This window comes from Bradyrhizobium sp. CCBAU 53338 (genome assembly GCF_015291665.1).
Taxonomy (GTDB): domain Bacteria; phylum Pseudomonadota; class Alphaproteobacteria; order Rhizobiales; family Xanthobacteraceae; genus Bradyrhizobium.
The window spans coordinates 1,967,591-1,984,774 of record NZ_CP030048.1 but is presented as its reverse complement, the minus strand read 5'-3'; the positions used below and the strand labels follow the sequence as shown (position 1 = coordinate 1,984,774).

Annotated in this window: 11 protein-coding genes and 1 pseudogene; 5 read left to right on the top strand and 7 right to left on the bottom strand. The window is 60.8% G+C overall.

Annotation, left to right across the window (positions count from 1 at the left end; translation table 11 throughout):
* Positions 1-127 precede the first annotated feature (127 nt).
* The 3 genes from XH90_RS09350 to XH90_RS09340 all read right to left on the bottom strand — a co-directional run bounded on the left by XH90_RS09350 (position 128) and on the right by XH90_RS09340 (position 8,014).
* Complete coding sequence (locus tag XH90_RS09350) at positions 128-1,552, bottom strand: hypothetical protein (protein ID WP_194480679.1); 1,425 nt, start codon at positions 1,550-1,552, stop codon at positions 128-130.
* A complete protein-coding gene (locus XH90_RS09345; protein WP_194480677.1) occupies positions 1,549-6,246 on the bottom strand; it encodes an AAA domain-containing protein in 4,698 nt (1,565 codons plus the stop codon). The genes XH90_RS09350 and XH90_RS09345 overlap by 4 nt, the downstream gene beginning before the upstream one ends.
* 985 nt (positions 6,247-7,231) lie before the next feature.
* Positions 7,232-8,014, bottom strand: a complete 783-nt coding sequence (locus XH90_RS09340; RefSeq protein WP_194480676.1) for a hypothetical protein — start codon at positions 8,012-8,014, stop codon at positions 7,232-7,234.
* 262 nt (positions 8,015-8,276) lie between these two features.
* Between XH90_RS09340 and XH90_RS09335 the strand changes: the two genes are divergently transcribed.
* The 4 genes and pseudogenes from XH90_RS09335 to XH90_RS09320 form a co-directional block, all read left to right on the top strand.
* On the top strand, positions 8,277-10,520 hold the full coding sequence (locus XH90_RS09335; protein WP_194480674.1) for a recombinase family protein: 2,244 nt from the start codon (positions 8,277-8,279) through the stop codon (positions 10,518-10,520).
* 121 nt (positions 10,521-10,641) lie between these two features.
* A complete protein-coding gene (locus XH90_RS09330) occupies positions 10,642-10,848 on the top strand; it encodes a hypothetical protein (protein WP_194480672.1) in 207 nt (68 codons plus the stop codon).
* A gap of 92 nt (positions 10,849-10,940) precedes the next feature.
* Positions 10,941-11,096, top strand: a complete 156-nt coding sequence (locus XH90_RS09325) for a hypothetical protein (protein ID WP_194480669.1) — start codon at positions 10,941-10,943, stop codon at positions 11,094-11,096.
* A 92-nt stretch (positions 11,097-11,188) separates the two neighbouring features.
* Positions 11,189-11,347: pseudogene (locus XH90_RS09320) on the top strand (LLM class flavin-dependent oxidoreductase); the annotation flags it as partial.
* A 146-nt stretch (positions 11,348-11,493) separates the two neighbouring features.
* Here XH90_RS09320 and XH90_RS09315 read toward each other — a convergent pair.
* Both XH90_RS09315 and XH90_RS09310 read right to left on the bottom strand, forming a co-directional pair.
* Positions 11,494-13,098, bottom strand: coding sequence for a hypothetical protein (locus XH90_RS09315; RefSeq protein ID WP_194480668.1), 1,605 nt, complete (start codon positions 13,096-13,098; stop codon positions 11,494-11,496).
* A gap of 49 nt (positions 13,099-13,147) precedes the next feature.
* Positions 13,148-14,266, bottom strand: coding sequence for a GGDEF domain-containing protein (locus XH90_RS09310; RefSeq protein WP_246755742.1), 1,119 nt, complete (start codon positions 14,264-14,266; stop codon positions 13,148-13,150).
* Between the two features lie 562 nt (positions 14,267-14,828).
* On the opposite strand from XH90_RS09310, the gene XH90_RS09305 reads away from it, so the two are divergent.
* Positions 14,829-15,431 carry a sensor histidine kinase gene (locus XH90_RS09305; RefSeq protein WP_194480666.1) on the top strand — a complete coding sequence of 201 codons (603 nt, stop codon included), beginning with the start codon at positions 14,829-14,831 and terminating at the stop codon, positions 15,429-15,431.
* A gap of 468 nt (positions 15,432-15,899) precedes the next feature.
* Here XH90_RS09305 and XH90_RS09300 read toward each other — a convergent pair whose 3' ends face one another.
* A complete protein-coding gene (locus tag XH90_RS09300; protein ID WP_194480664.1) occupies positions 15,900-16,073 on the bottom strand; it encodes a hypothetical protein in 174 nt (57 codons plus the stop codon).
* 304 nt (positions 16,074-16,377) lie between these two features.
* The gene (locus XH90_RS09295) at positions 16,378-16,851 is read right to left on the bottom strand and encodes a hypothetical protein (RefSeq protein ID WP_194480662.1); all 474 of its coding nucleotides are present in this window, start codon (positions 16,849-16,851) and stop codon (positions 16,378-16,380) included.
* Between the last annotated feature and the right edge of the window lie 333 nt (positions 16,852-17,184).

Below are 17,184 nucleotides of genomic sequence, written 5' to 3'. Positions count from 1 at the left end.
GCTCGCAGGTAGGTCGCGATTTGCTCTATGCATACGTTATCGTGCTTTGCTGAATGACGAAAAAATCGATGATGATTGAAACTATGGTGAGTCTCGCTCGTCGCGCAAGGCTCTCCGAGCGCCCCCGTTAATCTTCGGGCTCCTCATCTTCCGGCCCGACGGGGTGTTCCTCCTCCTCGATCCGCTCTCCCTTCCAGACCTCCTCGAAGATGGCATCGACTTTCGTCAGCTTGCGCTCGATCCTTGCCAAGGGATCGGTCGCGCTAGTCGCGAATCCCACCGGAACTTCGACGGTCGGCGAAAGCGCCACCGTTACCAGCATGATCGCGGCGATGCCGCGGACGTGGACGACCTCAACGGAGGGATGAAGGAAACCCGGCGGCGCGAGATAGCCTTCGTCGAACAGGTTCTTGAAGTTTTCGGGATGATCTCGGCGGGAGTCGTCGGGGAGAACCAGTCTCGTACGGATCTCGACTTTGCCGTATTTGCGCCTGAGCGCAATCTTGATCGAGCGCAAGGCTTCCTGGAGGTCGGGCGATCGCCCCCAGTTCGACCCGCCTGGCCGATACCAGACGATCTCGCGTTCCCGCGATGCCTGCACCGACGGGGCCAGCGCAGCGTTATCGATCAGGTTGACGAGGAAATCAACGTTGCGCCGAATGTACGAGGCGCCGACGAGGTTCTGCCGATCGGGCTTCCTACGATCGGGATTTAGCCTGAGCCATTTGGTGATGTCGAAGCGAGCGGATCCACCGTAGGCGTCCGCTACCGAACCTTCGCCGGAGAGCGCTGAGAATTCCGAAACGCCGCCCGGTGCCGCCTGCACCCAATCGAGCTTTCGATACGCATTCAGAATCTCCTCGGAGAGCAGATTGAACCGGCCCGCGCTATCGCTGTCGATGCTCGTCAAATTCGGACGGAGTCGCGGTTCTGGATCGAACGTCAGCTCCTCCTCCATCCGGAAAACCTGCGAACCAAAGCGCTCGGCAATGACCTCCGACACGGAATACAGCGAAAAGCGATCGGGGTTCCTCATTTTGAGAACCCTTCGGAGGTACTCGGGGAAATTCGCTTCGAATGCCTCCCGCGCGTATGACAGCGGAAGATCTCTGGCCGTGCCTGCGGGCCGGATGTCGACGAGATGGCGTGCGGACCTAGTCCGGTCCGGCGCCACCATGTTCTTACTGACCAGATCGAACCACAGGCGTCGGACCCAGCTTTCGACCTCCAATATGCGGGGTCCATCCTCTTCAGGGCCGCGGAAATAATCCAGAGCCGAACGGTGAAGCCGTAGGGAATTGCCTTCGACCGTCACCAGGCCAGCCGCCGACAGATCTGCTACGACGGCATTGATCTCGGTCCCGCTGAAGCCGAAGAAGGCAGACAATCGCCGCACTGGCAGGGTGTCGCAGACCTTTAAGATGCGGAGTACGAACTCGTCTACTACGGGAAGGCGACGATCAGTCGTAACGTTGGCCCTGATCAGGTATCGCCTGCAAGGAACGTTGAAGCCGAAGCTGCGGATGATCGTCGCCCCCGGAATGCCGGTCATCGCATGGTCCTCGAGTCGATCTTCTTGCAGCCCTGTGCTCCTCCCTTGACCTCATCGAAGACCCGGCGCATCGGCCAGCGCTCTGGGACGGCCCCCCACATCCGACTTGCTCCGACTATGAACAGGCGCTCCTTTGCGCGCGACATGGCGACGTTGCAGCGGTTGGGAATGCGGACGTGCCCTTGGTCTCCGGACCGATTACACCGGACAAGGGACACGATCACGATGGTGTTTTCCTTGCCTTGATAGGAATCCACCGTATCGACTCGCACCAGGCTGCGGAACTTCGAATCCCATGGCCGCCGAGCGAACGTGTCCTGAATCCGGGTCTTCTGCGCGCTGTACATGCAGATGACGCCGATCGGCGTCTCGCTCTTGCTGGACGACAGCGCCTTGACGAGGGCCGCGTCCGCCGCGATGCGCTCGAGCAGCCGCATGATCGCTTCGATCTCGGCGGGGTTCGTGAAAGTGGTGGGGTCCCACGGTGCCGGCAGTTCGGCGTGATCCGGCTCGTGCGAAGTATCGATCCAGGTCACCGGGAAGGACAGAGGAGCTTCGAGCGACTGTTGGAATGCCTGATCGGGTTCGCGGTCCTCGGACGTCCGGAGCTGCACGCCGTGCGGTTCATAGAAGATACGCGATACAAGATCGCATATGTCAGGAGCCATCCTGTACTGTTCAGTCAGAGTGTGTCCGTTTTCCCGACCGTAGCTGGAGAGAAACGCACGCTCGAAGTCGCTCCTTTCGAACTCCTGGCGTGGCGTGTCGGGCATCTCGCCGCGGAGACCGCGCAACACCGCCCGCTCCGTCATGGGGAGCAGTTGCCGGTGGTCGCCGACGAGGAGCACGCGCCGGCCGAGTTGGATGGGCACCGCGAGCTCGCCTGGCGTGCAGCGGGCGGCCTCGTCGACGATGACCCAATCGTAGACGTTTCTTTCCATGCGAATCTTGGTCTGCCCAACGCCAACACAGGTGGCGGTGACCACTGTGCGCGTTTTGGCCAGAAACTCCTCGAAATTGCGATAGGGCGATGCAAGAGAAGCAGCCCACTCGCGCGACAGCTCGATGAGCCGCCTCGTCCTTACCACGTCCGCCATGGACGAACCCGGATGGCGCGCCAATATCGTCGCGAAAGCCTCATCCAGTTCGGCGTCGATGCTGGTGGGATCGCCTGCCCTTCCCAGAATTCTTTCGGCGGCTTCGGAAAAGGCTTTTGCGGCTCGCTCAAGCGTAGCATCCCGGTGCTTGAATTCGCGTCGGGGTGACCGCGACCGGCCCCGTTCGGCCTCCGTGAGCGTCTTCAGCCTGCGAGCCCTCTCACCGATCGTACGATCGATTTCGATGGCATCGGTCGCCAGCGACTTGGCGATTCCGACCGCGCTGCAGGGGCCTAGCACGCGCTGCCGGAAGGCGTTTTCGAAGCGGGATCTGGAGCGCTCCTGCAGCGAGCTGGTATGGTAGGGCCGGATCTTCTGGGTGATGCCCTTCGAACCAATGCGGAGGAGGCTTGGTCGCCTTCCCCCGAGGCCCTTGAAAAGGTCCAGCAAGGCTTCGATGGCGTTGTTGACGGCCTCATGCGATTGGCTCGCGATCAGTATTTTTCGCGCTCCCCGCTCGACCGTGAGCCAGTGGACCAGCGATGCAATGAAGAGCGTCTTTCCCGTGCCTGGCGGTCCCTGCAGCATCGCGACGGGTCCGGTTGAGATGACGTGTCGGAACGCAAGGCGCTGCCCCTTATTCAGCCGATAGCGCTTGAGCTCCTCGTCCGATACCGCCTCGCCGTAGTCGTTCGCGCGGATCGACGAGCCTGGCTTGAAAAAGTCGATGAGGCCTTGAATGGCGGCTTGATCGTCGAGGATGCGCTGGACAGCCTTCATACGGCGGTCGAACGAAGTACGGGACCTTCGCTCGACGAGGTTGACGCGGTCGCCGGGGGCCAGACGCCTATCGGAGAATTCGACGACCAGCCGCTGGCCGTCGGTCTGATCGAGATTGACCTCTCCGACACGCCTCCCCGTCGGCAAAAGCACATCGACGGTCGTTCCCGTGTCGAAGTCGAAGTCCCGCCCCAGGCGTTCGTAGGCGTAGACGGCGATCGGTCCGGAAGGCGGCCCGATATCCTGAAGGATTTCTACTCCAGGCTGGAACGCCTCCTCCAGTTCGAGCAACTTACGCCAGTAGCGCGGGACGTCGATGGATTGGGGTAGCGTCTCGTGGACCTCTGCCTCGGAAGCGACGGGCGGACCAGCCAGCGTCTCGAGGAACGACAGCAGGCTATCGATCCCGGCCTCGGCTCCTTCGTTGACCTCGACGACCAAGTTCGCCGCTATGCCGAACTGCGATGCAGCCGAAAGCATCGTGAAATTCGCGGGCGTATAACGCACGCCCATCACCTCGCTTCCTCGCACCTGGATGCCGAGCATGCGATCGATCCCGAAAAGGCGGTACTCGACTTCGGAAGCCTCCCCGCGTTCTACGGTCAAATAATAGGCCCCCCCGTCGGAGACAAACGGCCCTTTACTGCCACCCTTGAACGTGATCGTGAAACGCTGAGGCTTGGCCGCCTGGAGGCGGTCGAGGGCTTCTCTGACGCAAGAGATGATCGGCTCGAAGGTCTCGATCCTCGGCCTTTCGAGTTCGCGGTCCAATATCGCGATCTCTCCCGATAGGCTCGGGTCGCTTGTGCCTTCCAAGAGAGCCCGGACGACCTTGACGGTGGCATACCGGTCCAATTGCTCGTCTGTCAGAGCGTCGCGGTTGTCGGGGCTCATTGCCGGCGTTCTGACGCGTCCATCCCCCAGTGGCGTCATGTCGAACAGATCCAGCAGGCGGATATCCGTGTCGCCCTCGCACACGAGGATGTTTTTGAAGGCGATGTCGCCGTGCGAATGGCTCATGGCGTGGATTGCAACGACGCATTCCACGAGTCGATCCGATAGTCGGAGGACGACCTCCGGGTCTTTCGGCATCGACACCGAAAGGGGCGTTCCGGGCTCGTAACGGTAGGCCACGAAGGGTCCCATCGCGTGTAATCCGGCCCTGACGTACCGCGGCAGTCCGGGCAAAGGGCTGCTCACCAGCCGGCCGACGCCGTCGAACAGGCGCGTGAGAGCGAGGTCCCCAGCGGTGCTCTCGCCGCGCCGGACCGATGGCCACGTCTTGACGACCACCTCGGCCCCGTCTGCGTCCCGGGCCAGGTAGATGTTGTCGCCCTCGAGCTGGCGGACCGGTGGCCAGAGCAGATAGGGAAGATCCTTGGTCTCGTGCCGGTCTATGAGCGGCTGGTCGATCCCTGCCGTCTCCATCCGATCCACCGCCGACGCAAATTCGTCCGCGAGCTGCCGCGCGTCGGAATACCTCGCACCACCGTTCGCCTGAAGAGCGCGGGCGAGCCATGGCACGAGCTCCGGCACCGGGAACGCATGCGAGAACTGCCCCGGATCCTCGGGCGCCGGCGCGCCGGCGAGTATGCGAAAGGCCAACTGCCCCAGCGCGTAGACGTCCCGTTGCTTGGCAGTTCCTGCGAGGGTTCTATCGGCATCCTCCGGAAGCCGGCCCGAATGGCCCCGCAGGATGGATATCCACTCCGCCAGGGATTCATCGTCGGGCAACTGACAGGCCATCAGGCCCGTGAGCGAGATCCTCGTGGGAGACATCGCCCATATCGACCTCGGTCCGAGGTCGCGGTGCGCGATCCCTTGGGCGTGAAGTTCAGCCACGATCTCGAGCAGGCTTGCCACCGTCGTGACGCGATCGTCCACGTCGATGTCGTCCGAGTGGCTTTCGAGCCATCGGTCGATCGTCGTAAAGCCGGCTGTCAGCCTGCGCAGCTCGAAATGTTGGGTCAGGATCTCGCGCTTGATGTCACCGATCGGCTCAAGGATCGCGTTCCGCCGAAAAAGCGGACTGCCGAGATCATACAGCCGCCCGATGGCGCGCATTTCGCGGTCTGCGATGAAGGCCCGGTTCTCCTGGCTATTGAGGCCCGCGGGTAGCTTGTCGAAAGCCCACACGCGAACGAGAGCCTTGAATCTGTCATCGGTAGCCTGCTCGGCCCGATGTTCGGACCATATGCCGGAGGGGTGCGAGACGAAGTCGGGCTCGACGACCCTATAGCCGTCCCATTCTGTTTCGAGGGGGCCGAACATCTTCGGATTGAGTGTGACCCGCTCGAACTCCGGTTCCTGTTGAAACGCCTTCGTCAGCCCGAGCGCGACGGGCCTCAGGAGCGCCTTCCTTCCCTGCAGGGTCGCGATCGATGTCGCCTCCTGGAGCGACCACACCATCGGCTGCTCCGCGGGGTCCAGCTCCTGCTTCGTCGACGTGCCCGTCAGCACGATGCGGGAATCAACGTAGTAGTCGAAGCCCGGGATGCGCTCCTTAAGGAAACTCTTCAGCTTCCGGGCCTTCAAGGCCACCGCCTGAACGGGCGAACGGAATGTCCTCTTCTTGTTGCGCCACAGGTCCCCGTTGTGCGTCAGCTTCCCGTCCAAGTCCTTCAGCTCAAGAATGAGGACGCGATCGTGCATCACGACCATTGCGTCCATTTCGATCGGCGTGTCGTTCCTCGGGAAGCATTGAAGCGAGGCGTATAGAAGCCAATCTTGCGGAAAGGCGGCTGACAACGCGCCGATGCCCGGAATCTCCCGTCGGTGAATGCCAGCGCTGCTCAGATATCTTACCCGGCAGACCATACGTTCAGGCTCCGCTCAGGCAACGGAAGGGCAACCGACCTCTCGCTCGGAATCCAAACATGTTGATCGATGAGGCGCGGCGGCCTAGCGTCGCGCATACGAACATGTTCTGGCACATGGAATACAAATGAAGAAGCAAACGAACGGATCTCCAGCCCACTTGGCCCCCCTCGAAAGTGAGCCGGTAGGCTTGCACACAGCCTAGCGTGTACCGTACTCGGGATTTCCCTAGGCTCTTGACTAAAGGGAAACACGTCGGAATCGCACCATCGTAAGATATTTAGATATCTAGATATTGACATTTCCAGACGTCGCTGCTATGGATGCAGTACGGATGGGGTCGACCTGAAAGGTTTGCATGCGTAAGTACAATGGCTTCGACACGACGGCGGACCGGACCGATCGGCCGGCTTTAACCGGTATCTTCCGGGGCCGCCCCCGGCAGGGTGTCGAGTCGTTCGGATGGTTCGCCGGGCGGGATCCGACGTCGCCTCAGCGGCACCGGTTGATCGATCACCGCACCCTGGTTCGTCCTCGCCGCGCCTGAGGATACGCCGGCAGAATCGCGTCGCATCCGGCACTAGCTGGATGCGACCTCTGCGCATTCCCTAGCAAGCAAGCCGCAACCACGGCCGCCATGGCGGCGAGCCGAGATGTAGCGCGCTGAGTGAGTCTGTCCGTCGACCGTTACCGTGTTCGCCGGTCGACGTCGCGCATTTGCACTGAACCCGAAATTTCTTTTGCGCCCGACGGAGACCAAATTATCGGAGGTCAGAAACTGACGAAAGAGTTTTCGATCGCTGCGCTCCTTATGGAGCGGCCCGAGTTCCTCAGATTCATCGACCGGTTGGCGGAAGCGCAATCGGACGCGGAGTCGTTGAAAGAACAGCAGATCGCGAAGGATGTCGCCCACGCGACCGCGCAGAGCGCCAAACTTCGGAAACAACGTCGACATCGTCATCGGCGACGACGGTCTTCATGATGGCTATCCGGTCGGCGCTGCGGCCACAAGAACGCTCGGCCGCAAGCCGGCACGAATCTCCGCGCTGAACTTCCGCACCCAGATTTCGTAGCCGGCGACCTCTTCTGCATCCTCCAACACCAGGATCACGTGATCATGTATCCACGCCAGGGAAAATGCTCTCTGGATCCACTCGATCTTCCGCTTCCGATACATGTTCGGATTGCGGTAGGGCCCAACGACGACGATGGCTATCGAAAGGGATTGACTGTCTTCGGGCATGCTCGCCGAAGCAACGAAGTCCATCATGGATTCTTCCATGAGCGCTACGTTGCGGACGCATTCGAAGGCGAGATTCCGGCCGAGGAGCTTCCGGAGGAAGCTACTTAGATGTGGAGCGATCTGTTCGCGAAGGTCCTTTTCCCGCCCTCGACCGCCGCGTGCGCCTCTGCCCGATCTGAAGGTGCGAAGCTCCTGTGCCAGATCGTTGATGGGCGTCCGCTCCTGCTCCCATTTTTCGTAGGCCTGCCAGGCCGCCTTCTCGTCGAGCGAGGCCCAGGCAGCGAAGACTTCCAGCGCGGTTTGAGGCGTCGCAATGAGCTTCTCGGACGCCTCGGCGTGGTCTTGGCTCCATCGGTCAAGAAGATCGACTGCCCGGATGGCCCTGCGGAGGGTGTTTACGTCCGCATCGTCCCCTGCAAGCTCCTCAAGGCTCGCTTCTCGCTTCCCCTCCCCGGCGGCTTCGAGGGCGGACCGAAACCGTCGGGCTTCGGTTATCCATGCTGTCTTTTGGGGGCGTCCGGCCATGGGAAATGAGGTTTATTGGGTAAGGCCGGCACCCTGCAGCAGAAACATGGGGAAAGCCAGCCGAGCCTAGCTGACAATTATTGTTGCATCCAACAATAATGATAGCACATTCATTTATAGGCTTACAGTGACCACCGCGCTGACCAACGTTCGTCCCAGAGGCATGTCCGTTTCCAAGGTGAAAACCTCGGAAATCATGGCGCTTTTTGACGAAAGTGTCACGAGAAAAGAGATTCTGACGCACTCCGAGCGTGTGGAACTCTTGGAAAAGGCGTTTCTTCTGCCCCCCGCAGCCTTCATCGGCCCCGGTTCGGACGTCCTGAACAGGTCGGGACTGAGGGCTCTCGGCTATCTGCGCAACAGCGAAGGCGAATTCGAGAGCTCCACCAGCCTCATCCGCCAGGTCGAGCCCATCATCACCTTCGCCCGCCAGAGGGAAATGCTTCTCCAACGGGTCTTCGCGGACCCAGACACCTTCGGAGAGGCGATCTTCGGCATGCCCAACATGCTCCGCGCGATCGCCGTCCTGCGTTCGGGGCTCGCCGACGTGCTGCTGATCGACGAGGAGACCCGACTTGCCCGCGGCGGCTGGCTCTACCCCATCCACGTCATGCTCGCCAAACAGGGCATTCCGATCATCACGACGGGCCGCGGCGTGGTGCTGACCGACGCCGAGTGCGCGCTCTCCTGTCTCGCAGCCACCCGGGAAATCAACAACATCGCCAAACGCACGAGTTCGGGACATCGGATCAACGCACAGCACCGCAACAAGATCACCAAGAGGCTCCGGCACGGCCATTATCGCCCGCACAAGGGGGAAGCTCCCCAGATCCACCCTCTGTACGGCAACGTCGTGCAGGAAATCTTCGCGATGTTCGACCAGGGCCGCACCGCTTCCAACATCATCACCTACCTGAATTCGCGCTGGAAGGCCGGCGACGAGGCCTACAAGCCGCCGGGAAAGGCCGAGCTGTGGGAGCGTAATCACCTCGTCGGCAACAAGGCCCAAGATGGAGGCCTTCTGCGCTGCAAGGACTTCATCGGCGAATTCTGGCACGGCAAAACCATCAACTGGACCGACAACGGCAGCGCCGCTCCCATGATGATCGAAGCTCCGGTCGAGGATCATTACAAGGTCGAGGACCCGAAGCTCGCGATCATCAAGGACAGAGCCCTCTTCGATCGGGTTCAGGAGCGGCTTGCCAGGAACTCCGGCAATTACCTCAAGCGCAACGCTCCCAAAAAGGAGGGCGAAAAGCAGACCCGGCTTTCCGGCAGGTATTCGAGCGACGGCTCGGGCCGCCGCCTCCTCACCAGCACCGTCTCGTGCGGAGCCTGCGGCGTCTACCGGTTCAACTACAAGGGCGAAGAGGCCAACCGCGCGGTCATGAAATGCGCGGGATCGATGGGCCGCGGAAGCTGCAGCAGCCATTTCCGGCTGGATGCCGACCGCCTCACGCAGATCGTCCTGACCGTCCTCGGCAAGGAAATCTCGTCCGACGGAGCCATCGAGCGCTACGCGGCCAAGCTGAGCGAACGAAACGCCGGCACCATCCAGGTGCTCAAGGCCTCCGAAGAAGACACGCGCAAAGAGCTTGCGCTGCTCAAGGCCGAGCACAAATCGCTGCTGGTGGAGATGGCGCCGCTCTCCGGAACGGCTCGAGAGTCTTACTCCGAGCGTCGCCATGAGATCGAAACGAAGATGCGCGTCCTCGATCACCACCTCATTCTCGCCCGCGACAACGCCGCATCGAAGGCGGGAGCCGTCCGAAAGACAGAGTTGCGGAAGTGCACCGACCTGCTGGAGCGGTTGCGCCAGCCGGCCACGTACTCGTCCAAGAAGCCCGCCGACCTCGACATCGTCGAGACCGTGCGGCGGATGCTCGACATCCACGTCACTCCGCACGACCACGATTACGGCGCCACCGCCTACGTCACGATCGACCTCTCCTGCTTCTTCGAAACCGGCCCGGTCCAGCCTGATCTCAAGATCAGCTTCGAGGTCGTCATCCCGCCGCGGGAGAAGGGGTTCCGGGAAATTCACCCCTCCAAGATCGATCTTGCGATGTTTGAGGAGCCCGAAAAACATCGCATGGACGACGCCACCTGGAACGCGCTGTCGGAGGTGCTTCGCCCGCACTGGGACAGGAAGCTCAAATATTTCTTCGAGCGGCGGGAATTCTACGAGGCCATGTTCCTCAACCTGAAGGCCGGAGGAACGCCCAGCACCACGCACAATCCCAATCAGGACTACACGCCGATGAGCCTGATCCATTCGAACATGCGCGTGGTCGGCGTCTGGCCGGCGGTGCTGCAGCTGCTGAAGAACCATGGAGAGACCTGGGTGGACGGTCTCGCCCCTGCTCTGCTGATGCATCTTCACGGCGTCGGCGGGCGCCCCGATGCCGATTGGGTCGTGTCCGAGACCCAGATCGTTTCCGATCTGTTGGGTGACCACTCCTCGGACTCGGACGAACTCGCCGCGGACGACTTCGAGGAGGCGTGATCGTGCACCCCGACCAGACAACGACCTCCACGCTGGCGCTCCGGATAATCCCGGGAACTGAGCGAAGCTTGAGAGCGCGCGCGCGTGCAGTGCGACGATTAGATAGGAGGAGAAGCGATAAATGCGAGTGACTTTGAAGCAGGCGGCAATGCGCATCCGTCAGGCCAATCGCTGGATGGATCTGAATGCAGGCCCGGGCTGGATTGCGATTGCCGTGCACAATGGCAGGGACGATAGCGGCGCGCATATCGACATTGCCGACGATTATACCGTGGACGTCGCCGAAATCGACCGTGCGCTCAAGATGGTGGCCTCGATCGACTGGTGACGAAGGCTCTTCGGACGACTTCCAGGACGCGTCCAGTGGGCTTCAATGCAATGGAACATCATCGTACAAAAACAGCCAAACCAAGAGGCAGCATGGCAAAACGTAAGCAAGTCGCACGCTCTGATCGTCGTCACGGCGAGGGGCATCTCTATCCAGTTGCCCGAGAGCGTGGCTATTCGCGCAAGCAGGTGCGACGCATCATCGCCGATCTCCAGGCTGCGCTCGACGAAGACCGGTTCGCGCCCTGAAATACCTCGTTGTCAGCTCGACGACATCGCCTATGGGCCGGATTATTCGGGCAGATGTCCGAGCGACTCCTCTCATGGTGCGCCCGCCGTAGCTGCCCGAAGGCTTCGATCTGTTCGCCGAGCAGGTCGTGCCGATACTCCGCAAGCCTGGTCTATTCCGCCACGACTACGCCGGTTCGACGCTGCGCGAGCACTACGGCCTCGATCGTCCCGACAGCGTCTTCTCCACCCGATATCAGGCGACCGCTTGAGGCCGAATGGCAACCCATGCCTCTCCGAGAAAAGCCGCCAGCGCCGAGACTCCACCGGCGAGCTCGCGCTTCAACCGACCCCTTAAGGGTCGGTGATTGGCATCTTGTAAAGCGTTCCTCCTCCGTCGAGGCCCGCAACGATAGGGCTAAGTCTCGCGATTCCGACCGGGATCCGTTTCGACGGCATCGGTCGGTCGGAGCGACGTCTCGTCCCGTCCTTCCCGCTCCGTCATCATCTCGACGAGATGCCGGCGCAGGGTCTCCGGATCCTGAAATTCGATCAACATGCGGAGTATCAAGCCCCATCCGATCGTCCAATCGCCTTTCCGCCCTGGTCGTTGCGCAATTTTGATCTTGAGACCAGCCCACTCGCCGTCGACGTGCTTGACCGGCACGACACTGAATTTTCCGTCAGCAGCCTCAGTCACGAATTCCGCAAACGCCACCCGGTCGAAGTGCACGAAAATACTCTTCCGGCCGCAGATGACGTCGAAAATGAGGTCGGAACCAAATCCCATCAGAAAAGGAGGGATAAGCGAGCCGTCGCAAAGCACCTGAGTGGCCCAATCGAGGACGAAGAGCCTGGAATATGTGATGAATTCCTGCGCTCCCTCCTTCGGGCCCTTGCCGTGTCCACAGTCTGGAAGATTGTCGTTGATCTGGTGATAGATCATGTGACGCGCGTTCATTGTCCGCACGAAGGGGGACAGGCTCCTCGCAAAGGTCGAAGACTTCAGATTGTCCGAGACCAGTATGGTCAGGACCCGTCCATAGTGCAGGAACGAGAAGTAGGGCGGCTGCTCCGCAGTTCCGCTGAGGGCTCTCCCGATTTCCTTGAACGCATATTTTTCGGTCGTTTCGGGAACGTGAGCAAATCTCTCGACCCGCATTCCATCCTTCGCGGAAGACTTGTCCCGCGCGAAACCGGTTCGCTCGTAATCTAGAACCTGAAGCGACCTCTCCATTTGCCGAAAGATCCGGTCGATCTGCTTTCGCTTTCCCTTTTCTGTCATGAGGTCGATGTTCGCATCCATGTACTGGTGCAGCGAACATTCCTCGGGGGATCGAGGTCCCTCTCCCTTCGCGATCTTTTCCTGTTGCGCCTCGACTTGATCGGCAAAGCCATGAATGAAATCGAAGATCCGCGCGTTTTGGACGCCAGTCTTCAGCTCCACGAACCCGCACGATTGATCCGGCCGTACTTGGAGCAGATCGCCCGCGCCGGCGCCGAGGCTCAGAGTAAGATCGGTGATCAGATAGAATTCACCCGGCTTGCGGAGCTGCGCGATGGCGTCGATCGCCGAAGCGATGTTCGTATCGCTCAGGTAGCCTCGCCCGGCGCCGCCCGTGTGCGTGCTCCGCATGAGGACCTTGTTCATCCCCAGTATCTGCCAAGCCATCGCGTCGGCGACCCGGCGAAAGGCGTTCGAGATCCATACGAGCCTTGCCTCCTCCGCATTGAGCTTCTGCAGGACTTCGTCGCGCTGAATTTCGCGCTTTTTCATTCCTTTGGATTGCTTTGCGATGTCACCGCGCAGTGCCTTCAATTTCTCTTCGAGCGGCAGAAGATTTTTGAGAATGACGTCCTGCGCGAGGCTGAAACCCTCGTGACATCTTGCGACAAAATGCTCCCGAGGAATCTTGTCGAATTCCTCGATGCTTTCGGCCCGGAACGAGTCCGCCGCATAGGTAGTCGCGAGGCGGACGGCCTCTCGGAGGTCAGTCTCAGTCTTTCGGTCTATCCGGATCATCCGAGCAATATACGGTACTCATCGAAGGTTCTGCCAGCATCCAAAGCACCTAGCCGCCGGTAACTCGGTTGCGACCGGCGTCCTTGGACCGGTACAGCGCCGCATCCGATCTCGCGAGGATGTCCTCCGGAGCCTCGTTCTGCCTGACTTGGGCAACACCCGCCGACATGGTCACCTTGAGACCATTCGAAATGGCATCCCAGTTCAGGTTTCCCACGATCTGTCTAAGCCGATCGACGATCGCGATGGCCTGATCCCTCGGCGTCTCCGGAAGAACGAGCAGGAACTCCTCGCCGCCATACCGTCCCAGCCTGTCGACGCTCCGGATGTTAGCGGACACAGCGATTGCGAACGATCGAAGCACTTCGTCCCCGACCGGATGACCGAACGTGTCGTTGATCCCCTTGAACAGATCCAGATCGATGATCGCCACGCTGCAGGGCGCCGGCTTCCTTTGCGCGCGCAGCAGCTCCTCGTTCACCGATCTCATGATGTACCGCCGGTTCAGCACTCCCGTGAGCTCGTCGGTTTGAGCAAGCTGCTCGATGCGAGCGTGCGCACTTTCCAGTTCGTTGCTCTTTTTGTAGAGCATCTCGCGCAAGGAACTGCCGTAGAGCCCGACGATGGCGCAGCGCGCCAACGTGGTCAGGAAACACAAAAGTGCGAGACTGCGTTCCGCCGGCGTATCCATGGGCAATGCGATGTGCTTGCCGCTGAGCATGAAGAGGTATACGGACCCGACTGCGGCGAAAGTCCATACTAAACCCGTCTGCCTTCCAGTCATGCGCAGGCAGCCGTAGCCAACCACGAAGAAAATGGTTGATATGAAAAAGAAGCCGATCTCCGGCGCCACGTAAGCCGCCGTCAGTTGGATGGCGATGTTTCCGATGCTTAGCTGAGCGGTCATATAGTGATCGCGGAGCCTGTCGCTCAGGCGCAGTTCCGATAGAACCAAGGCTACCAGGGTCAACGAAACTCCGGCGAGGCAATACATCGCGGGCAATGAGACCGTTATCCCTCCCGTCAGGCAGTACAGCAAGAGTATCGGTACGTCGAAGAGATAGGCCAAGCCGACCATGATGAACATGCGTCGGCGCTGACGGACGCGTTTGACATCGTCAGCCTCTTCGCTCGAGACCAGCGCCTCGGTAGCGGCAACAAGGACCATGGACGTTCTCCCGCCGGGCACAGTAGAGGGGCACCGCTTAAAGATCATCTCTCGAACGGAAAATGCCGTGGCTTTCTCGGAACACCGTAAAATATTCCTTTTCGCGGCGCGATTCCGCTTATCGAACGTGCGTATTTGCGCCTAAGGAGATCATAGCCCGCCGGGGATTCTACGGTGGCGGTTTCCGTAAACATTCAGTCGTTCAAGGAGCGCCGGAGTCTGGGCGGCAAATCAGCATCGATGGAAGATATCCTGCATCGGGTTCTGACGACGCGATCGAAGCTTGCGGCTTGGATCGGTACTCTCTCTCGGCATCGTCGGCATCGCGTTCCTGTAAGGATTGTGCTGAATGGGCAACCCGTATCCGGTTCTGCTGTTCATTCCCGCTGTTCTGCTCGATCGAGGATCCGGGATCCTTGCAACGGTAGCATGAGTTGCCTTGACCCCCGGTTTTCTGTTCCCCGAGCCCCCTATCGACCCGATCTTTCCGCTCGCCTTTTCGTGCTGACCGGCCTCTGCATTGCGGCGGTGACCGAGCTCCTTCGGACCCCACTGTCCAAAATTGGCCGAAGCCAAACGGCACGCCGACGTGATGTTGCAGGGCCTCGCGCATCGAACCAAGAACGACCTGGCCACCTCGTATCTATCCTCCGCCTGCAGGCGCTCCGAGACCGCCCCCGCGGCGCAGCCGACCATCGCCTCGGCGGTCGCCCGCGTCGATGTCATCGCGAAGGTCCAAGACCGGCTCAGGGATACCTCGGACGGCAGCCGGATAGCTCTGGGACCTTACCTCGAATCCTTGTGCGGAAGTCTCGCCGACTACCATCGTGGAGTGCGGCCCGTTGACCTCCGCATCCGATGCGAGGACATCCAGATGAGAAGCCCCCAGGCAGCCTCGATCGGACTGGTCGTCAACGAACTCGTGACCAACTGCTTCAAATACGCATTCCCGGATCACCGGCCGGGAGTGGTGGAGATCGACGTATGCGCCGCGGAGGACCGTATTCTCATCACCGTAAGCGACGAAGGCGTCGGCTGCCCCGCCGAGGTGAAGAGCGGCCTCGGGACCCGGATCATAAATCTGCTCGCGACGCAGATGAAGGGCACGATGGACAAGAAGGCCCCTGCCGCAGGGCTGCGAAGTCCAGGTGTCGCTTACGATTGATGATTGAGCGGTTCGCGCCGCTGAACATCGAGCGAGGGCTCTCATGGTCAAAGTTGCGCCCGAGAGACCAAGGTCTCGAACGCATGAAGATCGGCGACCTTCCGGATGGGCACCGGCCGAGCGATCGCCCAGAGGCCGTCGATCCTCGATGCGGCGCGAGTCCCGCAACCGGGTCCGAGCCTTGTCGAAAAGCGTTCTGTCCTTGGTATAACCGGCTTCCTTGGCCAGCGCCTGAAGCCACGCCCCGCGATCCGGCACGCTTCCGCCTCTGCAATATTCCAAGAGAGCGAGGCCCAAAGGCTTCAGCGGTTACGGCACCGGCGCGAACCGCCCGCCGCGGATTGCGCCGGCTTGGCCATCTTCCTGCCCCGGGCACGTCACCAAGCGTGCGCACGGATTGCTGCGGCTTGAGTTCAGCCGCTGGCTAACCCGGTCTCCATGAAACTCGCCACGGAGGCGCGCCTCTCGTCAAGCGAGGAACAGATCGTTGTCGAGAGCCGACTGGAGGTCGGCAATGATGTTTTTCACTTGCTTACGGGAATAGAGCGGCGACAGATCGTCGGTCTTCGGCAACTGAATGCGGATGCCTTTCGCGGTGGCGGTAACCAGACAATGCAATGCTTCCTTGTCACGTTTCGGCATGCGGCCTCTCTTTCCTTGCTTCGGGAACGCCCCGCTCACGATCATCCAACATCTTCCAGATGGCATCAAGGATGAGCTCGTAAACGCTCAGACGTTTCTGTTTACGACCACGTCCGTGAAGAGGTCACCGACGCCGGGTGCGACCAGTTCGCCTTCGATGATCTGCACGATGCCGCGACGCCTTCGATGATCGTCTCCTCGCTTGCTTCCGTATTTCCGCGCGGATCGAAGCCGAGAGGGCTCCCGCGGCTATCACCTGGGTCAGCACTCGGCTCCCGCGCTACCGAAGCTCCACGACGGGAGACTAGGCCGCCTTCTCGATGGGCATCGGCCGAGCGATCGCCCAGAGGCCGTCGACCATCTCGATGCGGCGCGAGTCCCGCAACCGGGTCCGAGCCTTGTCGAAAGCATCCTTAGTGTATCCGGCTTCCTTGGCCAGCGCCTGAAGCTGCGGCCCCGCGATGCCTCCCTTGTTGTCGTCCTTCTGAAGCGTATCGAGAATGAAGGTTGAAGCCGGAGGACGCGGGCTATCGTTCCGAGCCGCCGGCGGATGCTGTTCGGCCTTCGGCGCCTCGGCCATGGCGGTCACGCGCGTCTCGCTTTCCGGCGTGACGGGAAGATCCTCCAGCATGCGAGCGAATTGCTTGCGCTGCATCTGAAGCTCCGCCAGCCGGGCCAGGCTCTGGTCGATGTGACGGCGCAACGCCTCCTGCTGGATGTCGATGCGGTGGTCCAAGTTCGAAATCAGGTTCTCGATCTGCGATCGCACGTTGTCCATTCGTGTGTCCTCCTCGCAGATATGTGGGAACCACCCGCCCCCGTGTCCATAATTTCCGAATGGACATGGTTAACGTGCAAGGGAGTGGACATCGAAAACGGCTTGTTTTGCAGGGTTATTGGTGTCCACTGCCGCAATGGACATCGGCTCTCCGCGCCTGCTCGAAGCCGATCACAATGTCCACCAATGTCCATTCTTCAGCGGCCAAGCTGCCATCATTGGACAAGGACGGTGGAGCGGTCGCGGCACGTTCGTGGCGGCGTTTGAGGCTCCCAATTTGGTCTCCGCCGTAATCGAGGGGTGCCATCAGTTTGAAAAACGCACTCCGCACAA

Excerpts from the sequence above, each read along its gene's own strand:
- XH90_RS09325 (WP_194480669.1), top strand. The coding sequence starts at position 10,941 with ATGGCAAAACGTAAGCAAGTCGCACGCTCTGATCGTCGTCACGGCGAG.
- XH90_RS09295 (WP_194480662.1), bottom strand. The coding sequence starts at position 16,851 with ATGGACAACGTGCGATCGCAGATCGAGAACCTGATTTCGAACTTGGAC.
- XH90_RS09300 (WP_194480664.1), bottom strand. The coding sequence starts at position 16,073 with ATGCCGAAACGTGACAAGGAAGCATTGCATTGTCTGGTTACCGCCACC.
- XH90_RS09340 (WP_194480676.1), bottom strand. The coding sequence starts at position 8,014 with ATGGCCGGACGCCCCCAAAAGACAGCATGGATAACCGAAGCCCGACGG.
- XH90_RS09330 (WP_194480672.1), top strand. The coding sequence starts at position 10,642 with ATGCGAGTGACTTTGAAGCAGGCGGCAATGCGCATCCGTCAGGCCAAT.
- XH90_RS09350 (WP_194480679.1), bottom strand. The coding sequence starts at position 1,552 with ATGACCGGCATTCCGGGGGCGACGATCATCCGCAGCTTCGGCTTCAAC.
- XH90_RS09315 (WP_194480668.1), bottom strand. The coding sequence starts at position 13,098 with ATGATCCGGATAGACCGAAAGACTGAGACTGACCTCCGAGAGGCCGTC.
- XH90_RS09345 (WP_194480677.1), bottom strand. The coding sequence starts at position 6,246 with ATGGTCTGCCGGGTAAGATATCTGAGCAGCGCTGGCATTCACCGACGG.
- XH90_RS09310 (WP_246755742.1), bottom strand. The coding sequence starts at position 14,266 with ATGGTCCTTGTTGCCGCTACCGAGGCGCTGGTCTCGAGCGAAGAGGCT.